This is a genomic window from Kitasatospora sp. NPDC056181, from assembly GCF_042266225.1.
In the GTDB taxonomy this organism is placed as follows: domain Bacteria; phylum Actinomycetota; class Actinomycetes; order Streptomycetales; family Streptomycetaceae; genus Kitasatospora.
Map to the genome: position 1 here is coordinate 158,340 of NZ_JBHJUK010000001.1, position 17,844 is coordinate 176,183.

14 protein-coding genes are annotated in these 17,844 nt (G+C 73.9%); 5 read left to right on the top strand and 9 right to left on the bottom strand.

Features of this window, described 5'->3' with window-relative positions:
* Positions 1 to 40 precede the first annotated feature (40 nt).
* The 7 genes from ACFC1F_RS00710 to pdxH form a co-directional block, all read right to left on the bottom strand.
* Complete coding sequence (locus ACFC1F_RS00710; protein WP_376154721.1) at positions 41 to 841, bottom strand: aminoglycoside N(3)-acetyltransferase; 801 nt, start codon at positions 839 to 841, stop codon at positions 41 to 43.
* Positions 842 to 1,218: 377 nt separating this feature from the next.
* Positions 1,219 to 3,696, bottom strand: a complete 2,478-nt coding sequence (locus ACFC1F_RS00715) for an FxsB family cyclophane-forming radical SAM/SPASM peptide maturase (RefSeq protein ID WP_376154722.1) — start codon at positions 3,694 to 3,696, stop codon at positions 1,219 to 1,221.
* 41 nt (positions 3,697 to 3,737) lie between these two features.
* Entirely contained in the window at positions 3,738 to 3,920 is a 183-nt protein-coding gene (locus ACFC1F_RS00720; RefSeq protein ID WP_209412949.1) for a hypothetical protein, read from the bottom strand.
* Between the two features lie 223 nt (positions 3,921 to 4,143).
* Positions 4,144 to 8,202 (bottom strand): FxSxx-COOH system tetratricopeptide repeat protein, encoded by a 4,059-nt coding sequence (gene fxsT / locus ACFC1F_RS00725; protein ID WP_376154723.1) that lies wholly within the window; start codon positions 8,200 to 8,202, stop codon positions 4,144 to 4,146.
* On the bottom strand, positions 8,199 to 9,614 hold the full coding sequence (locus ACFC1F_RS00730) for a TIR-like protein FxsC (protein WP_376154724.1): 1,416 nt from the start codon (positions 9,612 to 9,614) through the stop codon (positions 8,199 to 8,201). The genes fxsT and ACFC1F_RS00730 overlap by 4 nt, the downstream gene beginning before the upstream one ends.
* Before the next feature lie 94 nt (positions 9,615 to 9,708).
* The gene (locus ACFC1F_RS00735) at positions 9,709 to 9,894 is read right to left on the bottom strand and encodes a hypothetical protein (protein ID WP_376154725.1); all 186 of its coding nucleotides are present in this window, start codon (positions 9,892 to 9,894) and stop codon (positions 9,709 to 9,711) included.
* 166 nt (positions 9,895 to 10,060) lie between these two features.
* Complete coding sequence (gene pdxH / locus ACFC1F_RS00740; RefSeq protein WP_376154821.1) at positions 10,061 to 10,693, bottom strand: pyridoxamine 5'-phosphate oxidase; 633 nt, start codon at positions 10,691 to 10,693, stop codon at positions 10,061 to 10,063.
* Between the two features lie 416 nt (positions 10,694 to 11,109).
* Here pdxH and ACFC1F_RS00745 point away from each other — a divergent pair, with 416 nt between their 5' ends.
* Positions 11,110 to 12,210, top strand: a complete 1,101-nt coding sequence (locus tag ACFC1F_RS00745; protein WP_209412946.1) for a citrate synthase 2 — start codon at positions 11,110 to 11,112, stop codon at positions 12,208 to 12,210.
* Positions 12,211 to 12,343: 133 nt separating this feature from the next.
* Positions 12,344 to 13,462 carry a phosphoserine transaminase gene (gene serC, locus ACFC1F_RS00750; protein WP_209412945.1) on the top strand — a complete coding sequence of 373 codons (1,119 nt, stop codon included), beginning with the start codon at positions 12,344 to 12,346 and terminating at the stop codon, positions 13,460 to 13,462.
* 213 nt (positions 13,463 to 13,675) lie between these two features.
* On the opposite strand, the gene ACFC1F_RS00755 is transcribed toward serC, so the two are convergent.
* Positions 13,676 to 14,443 carry an SDR family oxidoreductase gene (locus ACFC1F_RS00755; RefSeq protein WP_209412944.1) on the bottom strand — a complete coding sequence of 256 codons (768 nt, stop codon included), beginning with the start codon at positions 14,441 to 14,443 and terminating at the stop codon, positions 13,676 to 13,678.
* Between the two features lie 84 nt (positions 14,444 to 14,527).
* Here ACFC1F_RS00755 and ACFC1F_RS00760 point away from each other — a divergent pair, with 84 nt between their 5' ends.
* Together ACFC1F_RS00760 and ACFC1F_RS00765 are read left to right on the top strand one after the other, a co-directional pair.
* The gene (locus ACFC1F_RS00760) at positions 14,528 to 15,136 is read left to right on the top strand and encodes a TetR/AcrR family transcriptional regulator (protein WP_209412943.1); all 609 of its coding nucleotides are present in this window, start codon (positions 14,528 to 14,530) and stop codon (positions 15,134 to 15,136) included.
* Positions 15,137 to 15,253: 117 nt separating this feature from the next.
* A complete protein-coding gene (locus ACFC1F_RS00765) occupies positions 15,254 to 16,519 on the top strand; it encodes a hypothetical protein (RefSeq protein WP_376154726.1) in 1,266 nt (421 codons plus the stop codon).
* A gap of 55 nt (positions 16,520 to 16,574) precedes the next feature.
* Here the strand turns inward: ACFC1F_RS00765 and thpR are convergent, their stop codons facing one another.
* Positions 16,575 to 17,162 carry an RNA 2',3'-cyclic phosphodiesterase gene (gene thpR, locus ACFC1F_RS00770; protein WP_209412941.1) on the bottom strand — a complete coding sequence of 196 codons (588 nt, stop codon included), beginning with the start codon at positions 17,160 to 17,162 and terminating at the stop codon, positions 16,575 to 16,577.
* Between the two features lie 133 nt (positions 17,163 to 17,295).
* On the opposite strand from thpR, the gene ACFC1F_RS00775 reads away from it, so the two are divergent.
* On the top strand, positions 17,296 to 17,814 hold the full coding sequence (locus ACFC1F_RS00775; protein ID WP_376154727.1) for a GNAT family N-acetyltransferase: 519 nt from the start codon (positions 17,296 to 17,298) through the stop codon (positions 17,812 to 17,814).
* Positions 17,815 to 17,844: the final 30 nt, after the last annotated feature.

Consider the following 17,844-nt stretch of genomic DNA (forward strand, 5'->3'; position numbering starts at 1 on the left):
GCGAGTTGACATGACTGAAACGACCGCCCCCGTACGGCCCTTACGCGGTGGCCAGATCCGGCCTGAGCCAGCGCCGCTCGCGCAGGATGCCGACCGCGAGATCGACGGCCTCGCGCATCGGGAGGAGCCGGCAGTCCGCGCCGCCCACGCTGCCGTGCCGGACGCCGGCGGCGGAGCGGAGCACCTCCTCGCCGAGCTCCCCGAAGTGCAGGTCGTCCAGGAGCGGGCCGTCGAAGTGGACCCAGCGGCTGCCGCCGCCCTCCTTGATCACGCAGCCGTAGTGGCGGACGGGGATGTCCGGCATCTGGAGGTCGGCCAGGTGGAAGGCGGTGAACCTGTCCATCCCCACCCCGATGCCGAGCACGTGTGCACCGATCTCGTACAGCCGGCCGAGCGGCGACGCCATGCCGAGGTGGCAGGTGAGTTCGTGCAGCTCGGTGACGTCCTTCGCGCGAGCCCCCACCGCGGCGAAGGAGGACTGCGGATGGTTGCTGCGCACCGCCTCCGGGTGGACGCGGATCAGCTCCGAAAGCGTGCCCATGGTCGGCGAGGCCGGCGTCGTGTACGGGTCGAAGGGGGGCATGCTCGCGCGCCACTCGTCCACCTGCTCGGGCAGCCAGCCCTGCATCATCTCCCTGACCATCCGGGAGGTGTCCGAGTTCTCCGGGGTGCCGGTGTACGCGGCCAGGGTGCCCCGCCCGGGGCCGCCGAGCGCGTCCAGCAGCGCTTCGACGACGGTGGCGCCATCGCCCTCGACCGGGCCGAGCCGGCGCAGCGAGGCCTGGACGAGCAGCACCTGGCCCGGCCGAACGCCGAGATCGGTGAACTGCTCCGCGAGCATCGTTCGAGTCAACTTATTTGGCGATATGTCCTGCCGGGACGGCACGGGACTCGGTTCGGTGAGGATGGCGGTTCCCGAGGGTGATGGGCCCGGAGGAAGGCTCCGGTGCCGGAGGGGGGATGAGCGCGAGCCTACAACCCCGAGGGGCGCCCACGGCGGAAGGCGCCAGGGCAACCACCGGTCGCGATCGGCCGGTTCTGCACCCCGGGGGGTGGCTCACATCCTTGGTAACAGTTGGTTCTGGGCGACCGTCACGTCATCGGCGCGGCGAAGGCCGACCGGGGCGTCGTGGACGGCCAGGGCGTCGTGGGCGGGTCAGGCGTCGCGGGCGGGCCGGGGCGTGGTGCGCGGGCCGGGGCGTGGTGCGCGGGGCGCGGTCAGCCGGTGGGCGCGGCCGGACGCCTGGCCTGCCGGGCCTGCCGGGCGGCGTCCTCGGCCGCCTTCGGCAGGGCCACGTCCAGCCAGGGCCCGACCGTCTCCCGCATGCCGTCGGCGAAGCGCAGGCCGACCGGGGTCAGCGACCCCGAACCGGCCAGTCTCTCGACCGCCTCGGCGGTGTACCCGCGCCAGAGCGCGAACTGCGCCCGGGCGTGCTCGGCGGCCGTCCCGGGCAGGCCGTCGTAGATGGCGGTCCGGGTGCCCCAGAAGGCGGTCACCGCGAGGTGGGCGTAGGTACCCTGGAGCAGGCCCTCGATCGGGCGCGGGTCGGGCCGCCAGGGCGCGTCGTACTGCGCGGTGTCGGCGGGGTCGTAGAGGTCCAGCAGGTCCAGCACGGCGCCCAGTTTGACGTGCTGGAACTCGTGCGCGAGCAGCAGCGCCAGGGTCGGCGCGGTGGCCGGGCGGGCGATCCCGACCGCACCGAAGGCCTGCCGGGCGGCAGCGCTGACGTCCCGTCCGGACGGGCCGGGGCGCAGCGGGGTGACGGTGGTCAGTCCGGTCCGCAGGCCCTGGGCGTAGGCCGGCAGGTCCCGGTCGAGCAGCTCGACGGCCTCGCGCAACGCCCCGGTCCAGGCGTGCAGTTCGGCCTCGTCGAGCCGGTCGCCGACCGGCCACTGGTGGCTGTCGCGCTGCGGGTCGGTGTCCTCCAGGGCGAGCGTCCAGCCGCCGGCCGGGCGGACCAGCCGGACCGGCTCCCAGCGCGGGTCCCGGTGGCCCGCGCCGAGGGTGAGCACCTCGCCACCGGCCGTGCGGACGGTGAACCCGTCGCCGGTGCCGGTGACGAGCGCCTCCCCGCCCCCGGCGAGGGTGAGCCGGCCGAGGGTCGGCAGGTGCAGGGCGCCTTCCCGGACCGGGACGGCCACGGCGTCGCCCCGCCCGGCCCGGACGGCCGCGGCGCCGGCCAGCTCGGCCAGCCGCCCGAGCCCGGCGCCGGGGTCGCCGCCGAGCCTCCGGGCCGCCCAGGCCCGGGCGTACGGGTGGCCGAGCACCGTGTCCAGCGCGGCCGGTGCGGCGGCGTCGAGGTCGGTGAGGAGGTCCCAGGCGGCCGAGGAGCGCAGCCCGGAGGTGCCCCGGACGGCCGCCAGCATCGCCCGGGTGAGGGCGAGTTGGGAGCGGACGAGGGCCCGGACGGTGTCCGCGTCACCGTGGCCGCGGGCCAGCTGGCCGAGCTGCCGGTCGGTGAGGCCGACGGGCACGGCCGGCTCGCCGGCCTGCACCGGAACGGCCTGCGCGGAAACGGCCTGCACGGGAACGGCCTGGTCGGTTGCCGCTCGCGGGGCCGTGCCGGCCCCGGGGTCCGGCTCGCCGCGGTCGGCGATGCCGTTGATGAGTGTCATGAGATCCCCGCAGTAGACGGAGGGGTTGTCGAATCCACCATCGGCCCGGTAGCGGTGGGCGTACAGACCGCCACCGCAGGAACGGACGACGGGGCAGCCGCGACAGGTGGCGCTCAGGCCGGCCAGCCCGGACTGCCGGGCGGCCATGCCGGGGTGCCGGGCGACCTCGTCGAGGCTGTGCCGGAAGACGTCGAGGCCGGTGGCGGGAGCGCCGTCGTACGCGGTCTTCAGGCTGTCGGCCTGCTCGAACGTGCCGTCGGTCTCCAGCACCACCAGCGCGGCGGGCTCCAGGCCGAGCGACTCGGTGAGGCTGGAGAGCCCGTGCAGGGTGCGGTGGACCGAGTCGAAGGTCCGGACGGCGAACGGCCGGCCGTCCCCCTCCCAGTGGTCGTAGACGGCCAGCAGCCATGCGGCGTACGGGTTCTCCGTCCGGCCGGCGGGGCGTCTCGGCGGCTGCTCCCAGGTGGCGTGCGGGAGCAGGAAGTCGACGGCGGGGGGCTCCAGTTCGGCCAGTGCGCGGTAGACGGCGGCCGGGTCGTTGTCGATGTCGACGGTGCAGAGCAGGCCGGCGTAGAGGTGCCGGTACTCGGGCCGGCGGAGCAGGCCCACCGCCCGCAGCACCTGGGGGTGGCTGCTGCGGCCGTCGGCGAACCGGCGGTGCCGGTCGTTGGCCGCGCGGTCGCCGTCCAGGGAGACGCCGACCTTGATGTCCTGCCGGTCGAAGAGGTCGCAGAAGGCGGGGCTCAGCAGCACCCCGTTGGTGTGGATCCGCAGGTCGAGCGCACAGCCGGGCGGGAGTGCGACCCTGAACTCCTCGGCGGCACGGCGCAGTCGGTCCGGGCCGGCCAGCAGGGGCTCTCCCCCGTGCAGGACGACCCGGACGACGGTGAGGCCGTGGGCGGCCGCGTGCTCGCCGATCCGTTCGGCGGCCTTGGCCAGGACCTCGTCGCCGATGACCTTGGGCCGGGCGCGCCAACTGGTGTCGGCGTGCTCGTAGACGTAGCAGTGGTCACAGGCGAGATCGCACCGGCTGTGGACCTTCACAACGAACTGCGTGAACGGAAGCAGGGATCGCGTCATGGTCAGTCGTTTTCAGCCGGAGCCGATGGTCGATCGGCTGGTCAGATGGAGGAGTTGAAGGCCGCGACCGGCACCAGACCGGTATCGGAGCCTGGCAGGGCACGTCGGAGCCGCGTGGCCAGCTCGTCGGCCCCGAGCGAGGCCAGATCGGCCAGGGTCGGCCGGTCCGACTGGTGATGATCCGTCAGGTCATGCTTGGGCTTGGTGTCCAGTGCGGGTGTCATGTTCGATTCTCTTCCACGATGGGGGTTAGAGAGAGCCGACTCCGGGTATACCCCGGCGCCTTTCGACCAATGTAGTGGCAGCACGGGGGCAACACCGCGCTGTTCCACGAGCCTCCGTGTCCTCTACCCCGCCATCCAGCGAAGTCTTGCGGAAAGTTCACCCACTCGGCGGTCGCGTAGCGGCACCTGCACGGCGCACCGCCCCCGGTGACGGCCTGCCGACTCACACCGCTCGCACCTCGATGTCGCTCTCCAGCCGCCGGCCCTCCCTGATCGCCACCGTCACCGGATGGGTCTCACCCATCGACTCCCGGGCCCGTGCGAGCGCGTCCGCCACCAGCCGCCCGGCCCGGGCGGTGTCGCCGGCGGCGGCGAGGCCGAGCGACAGGTTGGAGACCGCCGCGAGGGTGTCGGGATGGTCCGGGCCGAGGACGTCGGCCAGCAGCTGTGCGGCCTGCTCGTCCAGGGCCAGTGCCGCCGCCGGGTCACCGGCCAGGGCCAGGTGGTCGGCGTGGTTCAGCATCGCGATCCCGACGTACGGGTGGCGGTCCCCGAGCGCCGCGCCCAGACCGTCCAGGGCCCGGCCGGAGAGCTGCCGGGCCTCGGCGGTGCGGCCGGCCCGGCGCAGCGCCACGGCGAGGTTCACGGCCGAGACCCAGGTGGTCGGGTGGTCCTCGCCGAGGTGGGTGCGGCAGTACCCGAACGCGTCCTCGGCCGGCGGGACGGCCCGCCCGGTCTCGCCCAGCGCGCCGAGGGAGCCGGCCAGGTTGCCGGCGGCGGCCGCGGTGCCGTGGTCGTCGGCCCCGTTGAGGGCGTGCAGGCGCCGGTGGACGTCCTCGTCGTTCGCCAGCGCCTCCCGGTACCGGCCGAGCCGGCGCAGCACGATCCCGAGGCTCCGGCGGGCGCGCAGGGTGTCGTCGTGGTCGTCCCCGACGATCTCCCGGTAGCTCCGCACGACGTGCTCCAGGAGTTCCAGGGCCTCCTGGAACCGCCCGTTCCCGCTCAGGTCGCGGGCGTAGTTGAGGCCGGACAGCAGCGTGTAGGGGTTGTGCTCGCCCAGCACCGCGCACTGGCGGCGGTAGACGTCCTGGTGGCCGGCCAGCGCCGCCCGGAAGTCGCCGGTCATGAAGGCCGAGACGGCCAGGTTGTTCATGCTCATGAACGTGCGCGGGTGGTCGGGGCCCAGCACCCGCAGCGCGGTCTCCAGGGTCTGCTCGTCCAGCGCCCGGGCCTGCGCGTAGTGCCCGAGGTGGCGCAGGTCGCCGCCGAGGCTGTTGGCCACGGCGATGGTGTGCAGGTGGTCCGGGCCGAGCGCCGCGCGCAGCCGCTCCAGCGCGTGCCGGTCGAGCTCGTAGGCCGCCTGCGCGGCTCCCTGGGAACGCCGGATATTGCCGAGCTGGACGCGCATCAGCAGGGCCGGCACGTCGTCTCCGCCGTCGTCACCGCCGTCCTGGCCGGGCCCGTCGTGGCCGTCGGTGGACCACTGCGCCAGGGCGCGTTCGGCGAGGTCGCGGCCGGCGTCGAGCAGGCCGCGGTGCCAGAGGTAGCGGACCGACTCGACGATCCACCGCCGGACCGCCGGGTCGGTGCTCGCGGTGGCTCCGGACGGCCCGAGGTGGGGCAGCAGTTCGGCGTACCGGGCCCAGTTGTCCGGGGTGTCGGGGTCGCCCGGGGAGTCCAGTGCGAGCGCGCGGTGCACGACGGCCCGCACCCGGGCCCGGTCGGCCTCGGTGACCTGGTCGCGCAGCAGCGCCTGGGTGATCCGGTGCACGCTCAGCGTCCCGCCGGCCTGGTCGTACCGGGCGAGGTTGAACTGGTTGACGGTGCGCAGGATCTCGCCCGTCGCGAGCTGGCCGTCCGTGCCCGGGGGCAGCCCGACGGCCTCGGTCACGGGCGCGCTGTAGAGCAGCCGGATCGGGATGGCGTCCGGGCCGAGGAAGCCGCAGACCTCCAGCAGCCGGGCGGCGGGGGCGTTGATCCGGCGCAGGTCGGCACCGGCGATCCGCCAGGTGGCCGCGGTGACGGTCGAGTACTCGGCGTCCGCCTGGACCGACCGGTCGAGGATGTCGGTGAGCGTCTCGTCCAGCAGTTCGGCGTAGGTGGCGGCCGGCATCGGGGTCTCGTGGAGCCAGGCGGCGGCCTGGCCGACGGCGAGCGGCAGGTCCCCGAGGAGTTCGGCGATCCGGTCGGCGTCGGCGGCCCCGACCCCGGCGTTGAAGCGGCGGACCAGCTCGACGCTCTCCGCCCGGTCGAAGACCTCGACCTCGGTCCGTCCGCGGTGCCTGGCCCAGCGCCGGTCGCGCGAGGTCACCAGGACGTGGCCGTCGGCGGTGCCCGCCGGGATCCAGGCGGCGAGCTGCTCCGGGTCCTCCGCGTTGTCGAAGACCAGGAGCCAGCGCCGGTGCGGCAGGCCCCGGCCGAGCGCGTCCAGGACGGCCCGGGCGGTCCGGGCCGCGTCGCCGCCGCCCTCCAGGCCGAGTTCGGCGGCGAGTTCGGCGAGCCGCTGCGGGACGCCGGCCGGGTCCTCGGCCGGCACCCACCAGACCACCTCGTACGCGGGCGCGAACCGGTGGGCGTACTCGACCGCGGCCTGCGACTTGCCCACCCCGCCCATGCCGTACAGGACCTGCACGGGTTCGGCCGCCGGGCCGAGCGTGAAACCGTCCCGCAGGGTCTCCAGCAGCCGGGCGCGGCCGGTGAAGGTGGGCAGCCGGGGCGGGGGGTTCTCCACCGCGGGCCGGCCCGTCGGGAAGCGGGCGGGGGCGGGCGCGGCCTCCTCGTCGGCCTCCAGCCAGCGGCCGGCGCCGGGCGGCGGGCCGAGCAGCTCGAAGAGCTGGGTCTCGGCCTGCTCGACGGAGCCCCGGGCCAGCTCGGACACCCGGTGGCCGGCGAACGGCTCGGGCAGCCGCTCGCCCGGCGCCGTCAGGGCGAGCGGCAGCAGGCCGGCCGAGCCGCCGTCCTGCTCGGCGGAGGTGAGCCTGCGCCAGATCTCCCGGCCGCGGGGCAGTTCCGCGTACTCGGGCGAGAGCAGCACCAGCACCCGGCCGTCGCCGTCCAACGGCCCGGCGGCCTCGGGCAGGGCGGCGTCGCCGGGCGGCCCGGCGTCCATCGGCGCCGCGGCGCTGTGCAGCGAGGCGAGGTAGCCGAAGCCGGCCAGGGCAGCGGCGGCCCACTCGGCCCAGATCCGGTCCCCCGGGGCGTAACTCACGTGCACCTGGCGGGACCTCGTGCGGCCGGTGCGCAGGTAGGCCGCGTACAGCCGGCGGCGGGCGCGGTCGGGGACGGGCCGCAGCGCGCGGACCCGGCCCTCGGTGAGCCACTCCGCCAGCCGTTCGAACGCGCCGAGCAGGCTGCGGCCCTGCTGCGGCCGGTCGACGATGGTGGCCGGAACTTCTTCGTATGCGTAGAACGGCTTGTACGGGACCTCGACGTCCCGCCAGTAGTCGGCCCGGCGCTCGACGCTCAGCCAGCGGTCCAGGTACGGGGCGAAGGCGTCGTGGGCGAGGTCGCGCCCGGCGGCCAGCCCGGCCCGCTCGGCGTCCTCGACCCGCATCGGGACGGGCAGCACCCGGATGTCGCGCTCGTCGGCGTCCACGATCGCGCGGGCCGCGTCGACGCCGCCGCGGATGCTCTGGGCGCCGAGGGTGAAGCAGTCCACCACGGTGTCCGGCATCAGCACGGTGCAGATGCCCGAGGTGTCGCTGACCCCGGTCCGGCTGTCGATCAGCACGTAGTCGTACGAGCCGGTCCACTGCTCGCGCAGCGCGTACAGGAACTCGGCGCCCCGGATGTCCGCGCGGGTGTAGAAGCTGCGCCAGTTGAAGCTGGTCACGGCGGCCGAGTAGGAGGCGTTCTGCCGGCCGGCCGGCATCAGGTCGAGCCGCCCGCCGGCCGGCAGGTCGAGCGCGAGGCCGCAGAGGTAGCGGTCGAGCCGGCCGGGCTCGGCCAGCCAGTCCCGGGGGGCTGCCGCGGTGGCGTCGCCGGGGGCCGGCAGCGCCTGTTCGACGTAGGCCCGCAGCAGGTCGATCAGGCCGTCGGTGGCGTGCAGCTCGGGGTCGATCAGCAGCGGGTGGTAGTACCGGTGCAGGCCGGGAGCTTCGAGGTCCCAGTCGACCACCAGGACGCGCAGGCCCTGGCTGGCCAGGATCCAGCCGAGGTTGGCCAGCGCCATGGTGCGGCCGGTGCCGCCCTTGTACGAGTAGAAGGTGACGACCGACCCGGTCCCGGGTGTCGACGGGACGGCGGACTCGGCGTCCGCCAGGGCCACCTGATCGGCGGTCATCGTTCGGAGTCTCCTTCGCGGGGCTCCCGGGGAGCCGGGGGCAGGGCTGCTTCAGGGGACACTGCCGGCGGCCACGCCGGGATCAGCAGAGCAGGCATGGCCGCGACGCCGGGGCCCAGGCCGAACGCAGCCCGCGCGAGAACCGGATCGACTTCGTCCGTCTCGTCTAACAGTCGATTCTGGGCAACCGTAACGGTACGTAGCAGGTCCGTTTCGAAGCGTTCCCGCGGAACGCGCACCTTAAAGAGCGGCTCCGGCCCGGACCTGTGCAGCCAGTTGCGCGGGAAGACGTCGCGCACCCCTCCCCAGAGCCTGCTGCGCGCCGGCCCCTCGGGCGGGTCATCGGTGCCGGCCGGCACCAGGACGCCGGTGACGGGGTGGTTCTGGTCGTCGAAGTCGCGCAGCGCCTGTCGGTAGGGCTCGGCGGTGGCCGCCCACGGATCCACCAGCAGGACGCTGACCTCGTTGTTCTCGCGGGCGAGGTCCAGGCTGGCGGCCAGGCCCGGCCCGACCTCCTCCAACGTGGTGCTGTGGCCGGCCTGGGTGATCGCCTGCTGGGCCTGCACCACCAGCGGGGGCAGCCGCGGCGGGTGGTAGGGCGCCCAGTCCCTGGGCCGGTCCCCGTACCAGCCGCCCCGGTACCGGTCCTCGTCCTGCCGCTGCGCCGGGATGCCGGGCACGGCGTACACGGCGGCGTCCGCCGTCCGCCCCCCGGCGCGGGACGGGTCGGCGGTGCGGCGGGCGGCGGTGTGGCCGACGGCCTTGTGGCCGGCGGCGACGAAGATCCGGACCATCCCGCTGCGCCCGGGCGGCGGCACGGCGTCCGGCACCGGGAAGCAGCCGTCCACCCGGCCCAGGTCGAGGTGGGGCAGCTCGGTCAGGGGCCGGCACGCCGCCTCCCGCACCCGCTCGGCGATGGCCCGGACCACCCGGCGGTAGTCGGGTCCGTGCGGGTCGGCCCGCAGGAGGTCGCGCAGCCCGCCGGTGGCGTACGCCACGCCCAGGTCGTGCTGGCTGTACTGGATCCGCAGCACCTCGGCGGGCAGGCCGGCCGGGGGCGGCTCCCAGACCACCGGGATCAGGGCCGGCACCGCCTCGCCGGTCATCTTCTGGTGCCGCCGCATCCGGCCGTCGAAGGCCGTCCACTCCTTGCCGCAGTACGAACTGGCGAAGTAGGCCGGGGAGTACAGCGCCACCATGGTGCGACTGACGGCCAGCATCCGGGAGAGCTGCTGCTCCCAGTCGTCGCCGACGCGCAGTCGTTCGGTGTCCCGGTAGGCGAGTTCGCCCGGCCCGGCCGCGGGCTCGATCCGGGCCAGCTCGTCCCGGAGGTCGCTGAAGAACTGGTCGACGAAGGCGCCGCCGGCCATGTGGTCCCGCCGCGCATAGCTGAAGAAGAAGTACGGCCGCACTGAACCCCCCGGTCCCACCCCACCAACTTGGCTTAAGATACAGGTCAGTTGACGCAAAAGGAGCCGGGATCCAGGAAGATCCCAGCTCGTTGGGTCACGCCGCGGAGGAGAATCTGGCCACCGGGACGGCGCAGGACCCCCCCTCCTCCAAACCCGTCCGGCGCAGCAGCGCGCCAAGGTCGGCCGCCGACATGCCGGCCAGCTCGCCCAGGGTCGGCCGGCGGGGGGCGTCGCCCGGGTCGGCGGGCCCGGCGGCGATAGGTGCGGCGGTGTCATCCATCAGATGCCTCACTCTCTCGGAAGAGTGCGGCCCAGACCCCAGTCCGGGCCTTTCGGCCACGTTACACCGGAGTACCTGACGTTGCCTCATCTTCGAAGCGTGGCAAGGTAGTTCACCGGCCAAGATGCGCCACCCGGGCCGCCGCCCCACCCCGCCCACGCAGCACTCACGGACAGAGCCGCTCCACCCGCCAGCCGGACGGGGCCGACGGGTCGGCGAGGTAGTTCAGCCGGTCGTGCAGCCGGTTCTCCCGGCCCTGCCAGAACTCCACGCGCTCGGGGAGCACCCGGTACCCGCCCCAGAACGGCGGCACCGGCACCCCCTCGCCCTCCGGGTAGCGCCGCTCCAGCTCCGCGTACCGCTGCTCCAGCACCTCCCGGCTGCCGACCGGGCTGGACTGCTCGCTGGCCCAGGCCCCGAGCTGCGAGCCGTGCGGGCGGGTGCGGAAGTAGGCGGCGGTCTCGTCCCGGCCGACCTTCTCCACCCGGCCCTGGACGATCACCTGGCGGGCCAGCGCGATCCACGGGAAGAGCAGCGCCGCATGCGGGTTGGCGGCCAGCTCGGCGCCCTTGCGCGAGCCGTAGTTGGTGAAGAAGACGAAGCCGCGCGCGTCGAAGCCCTTCAGGAGGACGGTCCGCGAGCTGGGCCGCCCCTCGGCGTCGGCCGTGGAGAGCACCATCGCGTTGGGCTCCACCACCCCGGCGTCGTCCGCCTCGTGGAACCAGCGGGTGAACAGCGCGATCGGCTCGGCGGTGAGCTGCTCCTCGACCAGGCCCTCGTGGGTGTAGTGCTTGCGCATCACGGTGAGGTCCGGCCCGGGCCGGGCCTCCTCGGCCAGGATCCGGGTGGCGGGGCTCGGGGGCGTCGACTGGGCGCGTTCCGGGGTCTGCACGTCAACATCATCCCGTACGACAAGCAACCGGCACCGCTACCTCCGGACAAACCCCGGTGGGAGATAAGGTGACTCGCCACCGCTTGACCGCCCGGCCTACGGTGAATTGTCCGGAACCTGGGGTTTGGTTCGGGAGATTTCCCTGGCACGACCGGCCTCCGGGCGAAAAGTCAAGCGGGCCCCAGGGCAACATCACCACGGTGGTGTATGGCGCAATGCACTCTGTGCCTGTGAGGATGGCACCGAGTGCCAACCACCATCGGTCACTGGCGTACCGCCCCACCACGGCGGAGCGCCGATCGCAGAACTGAAGGAGCCGTCGCATGTCCGACTTCGTACCCGGGCTTGAGGGAGTCGTCGCGTTCGAGAGCGAGATCGCCGAACCCGACCGTGAAGGCGGCGCACTGCGGTACCGGGGCGTCGACATCGACGACCTGGTCGGCCACGTCTCCTTCGGCCACGTCTGGGGCCTGCTGGTGGACGGCAAGTTCAACCCCGGCCTGCCGGCCGCCGAGCCGTTCCCGATCCCGGTGCACTCCGGTGACATCCGCGTCGACGTGCAGTCCGCCCTCGCCATGCTCGCCCCCGTCTGGGGCCTCAAGCCGCTGCTGGACATCTCCGCCGAGCAGGCCCGCGACGACCTCGCCCGCGCCGCCGTGATGGCGCTGTCCTACGTCGCCCAGTCCGCCCGCGGCCAGGGCCTGCCGATGGTCCCGCAGAGCGAGATCGACAAGGCCGAGACGGTCGTCGAGCGCTTCATGATCCGCTGGCGCGGCGAGCCGGACCCGAAGCACGTCAAGGCCATCGACGCCTACTGGACGTCCGCCGCCGAGCACGGCATGAACGCCTCCACCTTCACCGCCCGCGTCATCGCCTCCACCGGCGCCGACGTCGCGGCCGCGCTCTCCGGCGCCGTCGGCGCGATGTCCGGCCCGCTGCACGGCGGCGCGCCGTCCCGCGTGCTCGGCATGATCGAGGAGATCGAGCGCACCGGCGACGCCACCGCCTGGGTGAAGAACGCCCTGGACAAGGGCGAGCGCCTGATGGGCTTCGGCCACCGCGTCTACCGCGCCGAGGACCCGCGCGCCCGCGTGCTGCGCCGTACCGCCAAGGAGCTCGGGGCGCCGCGCTTCGAGGTCGCCGAGGCGCTGGAGAAGGCCGCGCTGGAGGAGCTGCACAACCGCCGCCCCGACCGCGTGCTGGCCACCAACGTCGAGTTCTGGGCCGCGATCATGCTGGACTTCGCCGAGGTCCCGGCGCACATGTTCACCTCGATGTTCACCTGTGCCCGCACCGCCGGCTGGTCGGCGCACATCCTGGAGCAGAAGCGCACGGGCCGGCTCGTGCGCCCCGCCGCGCGCTACATCGGCCCGGGCCCGCGCAGCCCGCGCGACATCGAGGGCTACGAGGCCATCGCGCACTGACGAAACCCCTGCTGAGCAGCGGGTCCGGCACCGTGCCGGGCCCGCTGCCGCCGCTTCCGGGAGCCGCGGAGATCACATCTCAGCGGGCGGACCGACAGCACGCCGGGGAGCGACCGGCCGGTAGGCTGCGCGCGTGGCTCAGATCCAGATCCCCGCTGACATCAAGCCCGCAGACGGCCGTTTCGGCTGCGGCCCGTCCAAGGTGCGCCCCGAGGCCCTGAGTGCCCTCGCCGCGACCGAGACCTCCCTGCTCGGCACCTCCCACCGCCAGGCCCCGGTGAAGAACCTGGTCAAGCGCGTGCGCGAGGGCGTGAGCAGCCTCTTCTCCCTCCCCGAGGGGTACGAGGTGGTGCTCGGCAACGGCGGCTCCACCGCCTTCTGGGACATCGCGGCCTTCGGCCTGGTGCGGGAGAAGTCCCAGCACCTCGACTTCGGCGAGTTCTCGTCCAAGTTCGCCTCCTCGGTCAAGGCGGCCCCGTGGCTCGCCGAGCCGACCGTGATCAAGACCGCCCCGGGCACCCACCCGCTGCCGGTCGCCGAGGCCGGCGTGGACGTCTACGGACTCACCCACAACGAGACCTCCACCGGCGTCGCGATGCCGATCAGGCGCCCGGCCGGCGCCGACCAGGGCTCGCTCGTCCTGGTGGACGCCACCTCGGGCGCCGGCGGCCTGCCGGTCGACATCACCGAGACGGACGTCTACTACTTCGCCCCGCAGAAGTCCTTCGCCTCCGAGGGCGGGCTCTGGCTGGCGGCCTTCTCCCCGGCCGCGCTGGAGCGCGCCGCGGAGATCGCCGGCTCCGGCCGCTACATCCCGCCGTTCTTCGACCTGCCGACGGCCATCGACAACTCGTCGAAGGACCAGACGTACAACACCCCGTCGATCGCCACGCTGTTCCTCCTCGCCGACCAGCTGGAGTGGCTGAACGGCAACGGCGGGCTCGACTGGGCCGTCGCCCGTACGGCTGATTCCTCGTCCCGCCTGTACGGCTGGGCCGAGAAGTCCTCGTACGCCAACCCGTTCGTGGCGAACCCGGCCGAGCGCTCGCAGGTCGTCGGCACGATCGACTTCGACGACTCGGTGGACGCCGCCGCCGTCGCCAAGGCACTGCGTGCCAACGGCATCGTCGACACCGAGCCGTACCGCAAGCTCGGCCGCAACCAGCTGCGCATCGCGATGTTCCCGGCGATCGACCCGGCGGACGTCGAGGCGCTCACCGCCTGCATCGACTACGTGGTCGAGCAGCTCTGAACCGTCCGGCACACGCGTGAGGGCCACCGCCTGCGGGCGGTGGCCCTTCTGCGTGTCCGCGGGGCCCCGGACGTGCGCCGGGGCGGGTGCGCTAGCGGTTGACCAGTGAGCTGACCAGCACGACGACGAGCAGCAGCACCAGGGCGCCGGTCACGATACGCATACGAGTCTTGGGATCCACGGTCAACGAGCGTACCCGGGCCCCGCGCGGACCTAGACGCCGAGGTTGGACCCGCCGCTGACGTCCAGGTTCTGGCCGGTGACCCAGCGGGAGTCGTCGGAGGCGAGGAAGGCCACGACGTCCGCCACGTCGGCGGCCTCGCCGACCCGGCCGAAGGCCGAGTAGGCGGCCACCCGGGCGCGCGCCGCCGGGTCCTCCAGCCAGGGGTTGATGTCGGTGGCGACGACGCCTGGCAGCACCGCGTTGACGGTGATCCCGCGCGGGCCCAGCTCCTCCGCCAGGGTCAGCGTCAGGGTGTTCAGCGCACCCTTCGTCATCGCGTACGACACCGCGCCGGGGAAGGCCACCCGGGTGACGCCGGACGAGACGTTGACGATCCGGCCGCCGTCCCGCAGCCGGCCCAGGCCCTCCTGGACGATGAAGAACGGCGCCTTGGCGTTCACCGCGAACACCCGGTCGAAGTCGGCTTCGGCCACCTCGTGGACCCGCCCGAACTGGCCGATCCCGGCGTTGTTCACCAGGATGTCCAGGCCCTCTCCCCCGCCGGCGGCGGCGAGCCCCTCGTCGAAGGCCGCCCAGAGCGCCTTCGCGTCGCCGGGGACGCCCAGCTCGGCGCCGATCGCGAAGGCCCGCCCGCCGGCCCGCCCGATCGCCTCGACGACCTCCTCGGCCGCCGCCGCGTTGCCGCCGTAGTGGACGGCGACCAGCGCGCCCTCCCGGCCCAGCCGCTCGGCGATGCCCCGTCCGATCCCCCGGCTGCCGCCCGTCACCAGTGCCGTCCTGCCCTCAAGCGCGCCCATGGCCACGCCCCCTCATTTCTGTAGCGGTCGCTAATGAAAGGAACCGTAGCACGCGTTTTGTAGTGCTCGATATAGAATCCCTTCATGGCCACGACCCCGGCGACGACCACCCCCCAGCGCGGACGCCCGCGTTCCTTCGACCGCGACGCCGCCCTGGAGCAGGCGCTGCGGCTGTTCTGGGAGCGCGGCTACGAGGCGACCTCGGTCGCCGACCTCACCGCCGCCATGGGCATCCGCCCGCCGAGCCTGTACGCGGCCTTCGGCGACAAGCGGGCACTGTTCGAGGAGGTCGTCGCCCGCTACCGGGAGAGCCACGGCGCGTACGCCACCCACGCGCTGGCCGAGGAGCCCACCGCCCGGGCCGGCGTCGCCCGGATGCTGCGCGAGGCCGCCGCCCAGGCCACCGACCCGGACCACCCCTGGGGCTGCCTGCTGATCAGCTCGACGGTGAACTGCACCTCGCCGGAGGTCACCGAGGCCGTCCGGGAGCTGCGCAACGCCAACGTCCGCGCCCTGGAGTCCCTGATCCGCGCCGACGTCGCGGCCGGCCACGAGCCCGCCGGCACCGACCCGGCGGCACTGGCCCGGTTCACCGCCGCCGTGCTCCAGGGCATGTCCCAGCGCGCCCGCGACGGCGCGGACCGGGCCGAGCTGGAACGCGTCGCCGCCGACGCGATGCGCGTGTGGCCGTGAGCGAACGCCCCTGGGCGGCACAGCGGTTATCCCGTTGACCAGCGGCGAGCGGCGGCCGCTACCATGCCTCCTCGAAGGTCCGAGGGATCTTCACATTCACTGGGGGAAACAGAACACATGCGCGCATCCCGCACCGCTGCCCTGGCGGCGCTCGTCCTCGCGGCCGGTACCGTCCTGCCCGCGGCACCCTCGGCCGTCGCGGCCGGGAACAGCCAGACCGGCCCGGCCAGCACCTGGTTCTCGGTGTCGAACTACCGCATCCTGGACACCCGGGTCGGCAACGGCGCCCCCAGCGGCAAGGTCGGCCCCGACAGCGTGACCAGGCTCGACCTCCGCAAGTGGCTCGGCACCAACGTCGTGCCGACCGCGGTGGTCATGAACGTCACCGCCGTCGACCCGACCGGCGACAGCTTCGTCACCGCCTTCCCCGACGGGCAGCAGGTGCCGACGGTGTCCAACCTCAACTTCGACCCGCGCCGCCAGGTCACCACCAACCGGGTGACGGTGCAGGTCGGCGCCAACGGCGTGGTGGACCTGTACAACCACGTCGGCAGCGTCCACCTGGTGGTCGACCTCCAGGGCTTCTACACCGCCAAGGGCACCAACGGGAACTACCCCGGCTCCACCTTCGTGCTCGGCCGGCCCACCCGCCTCCTGGACACCCGCACCACCATCGGCGACCGGCAGGGCAAGGTCGGCGCCGGCGAGCAGAACGCCATCGCGGCGGACGTCTCCTCGGTGCTGCCCGCGGACGCGGGCGGCTCCGAGCTCGTGCTCCAGGTCACCGCGACCGAGCCGACCGACGCCAGCCACGTCACCGTCTACCCGGCGGGCCAGAGCGTCTGGCGGACCTCCGACCTCAACTTCGCGGCCGGCCAGACCGTCACCAACCTGTCGTACATCGACGCGGGCCGGGGCGGCCTCGCCCTGTACAACAACGCCGGCCAGGTGGACCTGGTGGTCGACTACATCGGGCGGTTCGACTACCACTACCCGGGCACCGCCTCCGGCGACCACGGCCTGTTCGTCCCGGCCGCCCCCACCCGGGTGCTCGACACCCGGTCCGGGCTGGGTGCCCCCGCGGGCCAGGCCGGCCCCGGCAGCACCGTCCGGGTCAAGGTGACCGGCCTGGGCGGCGTGCCCGAGAACGTCACCGCCGTGGTCCTCAACCTCACCGGCACCAACGCCGCGGACGACGGCCACATCACCGCCTACCGCAGCGGCGACGCGATCCCGTCCACGTCCAACCTCAACTACGCCGGCGGCAAGGACACCGCCGCGATGACCGTCGTCCCGGTCGGCGCGGACGGCTGCATCGAGCTGTACAACCCGCACGGCAGCGTGGACCTGGTGGCCGACGTCCAGGGCTACTACACCGGCTGATCCGCCGGTCCGGCCGACCACGGGGCCGGGGGCGCGCGGTACGGCGCCCCCGGCCTCAGCTCCAGTCGGCCAGCGGCCAGGCGCGGACCGTCTCGTAGTGCGTGACGCCGCCGTCCGGCTCGCTCTTCATCAGGTGCAGCTCGGCCGCCTCCCACTCCGGCCCCCGGTAGTCGCCGAGCGCCAGCGCCAGGGAGTCCAGCTCCGCCGCCGCCATCCGCTGCACCGCCCGCCGGTGGCCGCGCGAGGAGCCGGCCCGGGCCAGGGTCAGGTGCGGGTGGAAGGTGAACGCGTCCACCTCGCCGATCACGTCCGCGGTGGCCTCGTTCACCGCCTCGGCGAGCCGCCGCAGCGCCCAGGTCTGGCCCTCCACCCCGGCCCAGAGCACCCGGTCGCCGAACCGGCCGGCCCCGGCGAGCCGCAGCCGGTGCACGGCGTGCACCTCGGCCACCCCGGCCAGCCCGGCCTCCAGCTCGGGCAGCCGCTCGACCGGCACCTCGCCGAGGAAGGCCAGGGTCAGGTGCCAGCCCTCGACCGTCGTCCAGCGCAACCGGTCCGCCCCGGGCAGCCCGCGCACCGGCTCCACCGCGTCGTAGAGCCCCTGCAACGCCTCGACCGGCGGCAGCACCGCCACAAAGAGCCTCATGGAGCCATTTTCCTTCCCCTGCGAGTCCCCGCGATCCCCCGCGATCCCTCGCGATCCGCCCGGCCGTCCTCCCGCGCCCGGCGATCCGCCCACCGTCTTCCCGCGCGGAGCCGTTTGGGTTAGAACGGATTCCATGAAGATCCGTACCGGCGGTCCCGACGACATCGCCGACATCCTCGCCCTGCTCGACGGAGCCGTCACCTGGCTCGCCGCACAGGGCCGCACCGGCCAGTGGGGCGACCAGCCCTTCAGCGGCAACCCGACCAGGGTCGAGCACACCGAGAAGTACGGCCGTGAGCCCTTCCTGATCCGCCTCGCCGTGGACGACGAGGGCCGCACGGTGGGCTCCTGCGTCCTCTCCGAGGAGCGCGGCACCTACATCCCCGCGGTGGAGGAGCGCGAGCTGTACATCCGCAACCTGGTCACCGACCGGACCCGCAAGGGCTCGGGCATCGGCGCCGCGCTGATCGCCGACGCCCTGGACGAGGCCCGCCGCCGCGGCATCGACCTGGTCCGGGTGGACTGCTACGGGGGCGCCGACCGCAAGCTGGTGGGCCAGTACCGGGCGCTCGGCTTCACCGAGACCGTGGCGTTCGAGGTCGAGCAGCCGGGCGGGACCTGGCCCGGCCAGGTGCTGGAGATCCGGCTCTGACGGCGGGTCCGGCAACGGCCCGGCCGCCGC

Excerpts from the sequence above, each read along its gene's own strand:
- ACFC1F_RS00760 (WP_209412943.1), top strand. The coding sequence starts at position 14,528 with ATGGCCACGACCCCGGCGACGACCACCCCCCAGCGCGGACGCCCGCGT.
- thpR (WP_209412941.1), bottom strand. The coding sequence starts at position 17,162 with ATGAGGCTCTTTGTGGCGGTGCTGCCGCCGGTCGAGGCGTTGCAGGGG.
- ACFC1F_RS00710 (WP_376154721.1), bottom strand. The coding sequence starts at position 841 with ATGCTCGCGGAGCAGTTCACCGATCTCGGCGTTCGGCCGGGCCAGGTG.
- pdxH (WP_376154821.1), bottom strand. The coding sequence starts at position 10,693 with ATGCGCAAGCACTACACCCACGAGGGCCTGGTCGAGGAGCAGCTCACC.
- ACFC1F_RS00735 (WP_376154725.1), bottom strand. The coding sequence starts at position 9,894 with ATGGATGACACCGCCGCACCTATCGCCGCCGGGCCCGCCGACCCGGGC.
- ACFC1F_RS00775 (WP_376154727.1), top strand. The coding sequence starts at position 17,296 with ATGAAGATCCGTACCGGCGGTCCCGACGACATCGCCGACATCCTCGCC.
- ACFC1F_RS00755 (WP_209412944.1), bottom strand. The coding sequence starts at position 14,443 with ATGGGCGCGCTTGAGGGCAGGACGGCACTGGTGACGGGCGGCAGCCGG.
- ACFC1F_RS00745 (WP_209412946.1), top strand. The coding sequence starts at position 11,110 with ATGTCCGACTTCGTACCCGGGCTTGAGGGAGTCGTCGCGTTCGAGAGC.
- ACFC1F_RS00765 (WP_376154726.1), top strand. The coding sequence starts at position 15,254 with ATGCGCGCATCCCGCACCGCTGCCCTGGCGGCGCTCGTCCTCGCGGCC.
- ACFC1F_RS00720 (WP_209412949.1), bottom strand. The coding sequence starts at position 3,920 with ATGACACCCGCACTGGACACCAAGCCCAAGCATGACCTGACGGATCAT.
- fxsT (WP_376154723.1), bottom strand. The coding sequence starts at position 8,202 with ATGACCGCCGATCAGGTGGCCCTGGCGGACGCCGAGTCCGCCGTCCCG.
- ACFC1F_RS00715 (WP_376154722.1), bottom strand. The coding sequence starts at position 3,696 with ATGACGCGATCCCTGCTTCCGTTCACGCAGTTCGTTGTGAAGGTCCAC.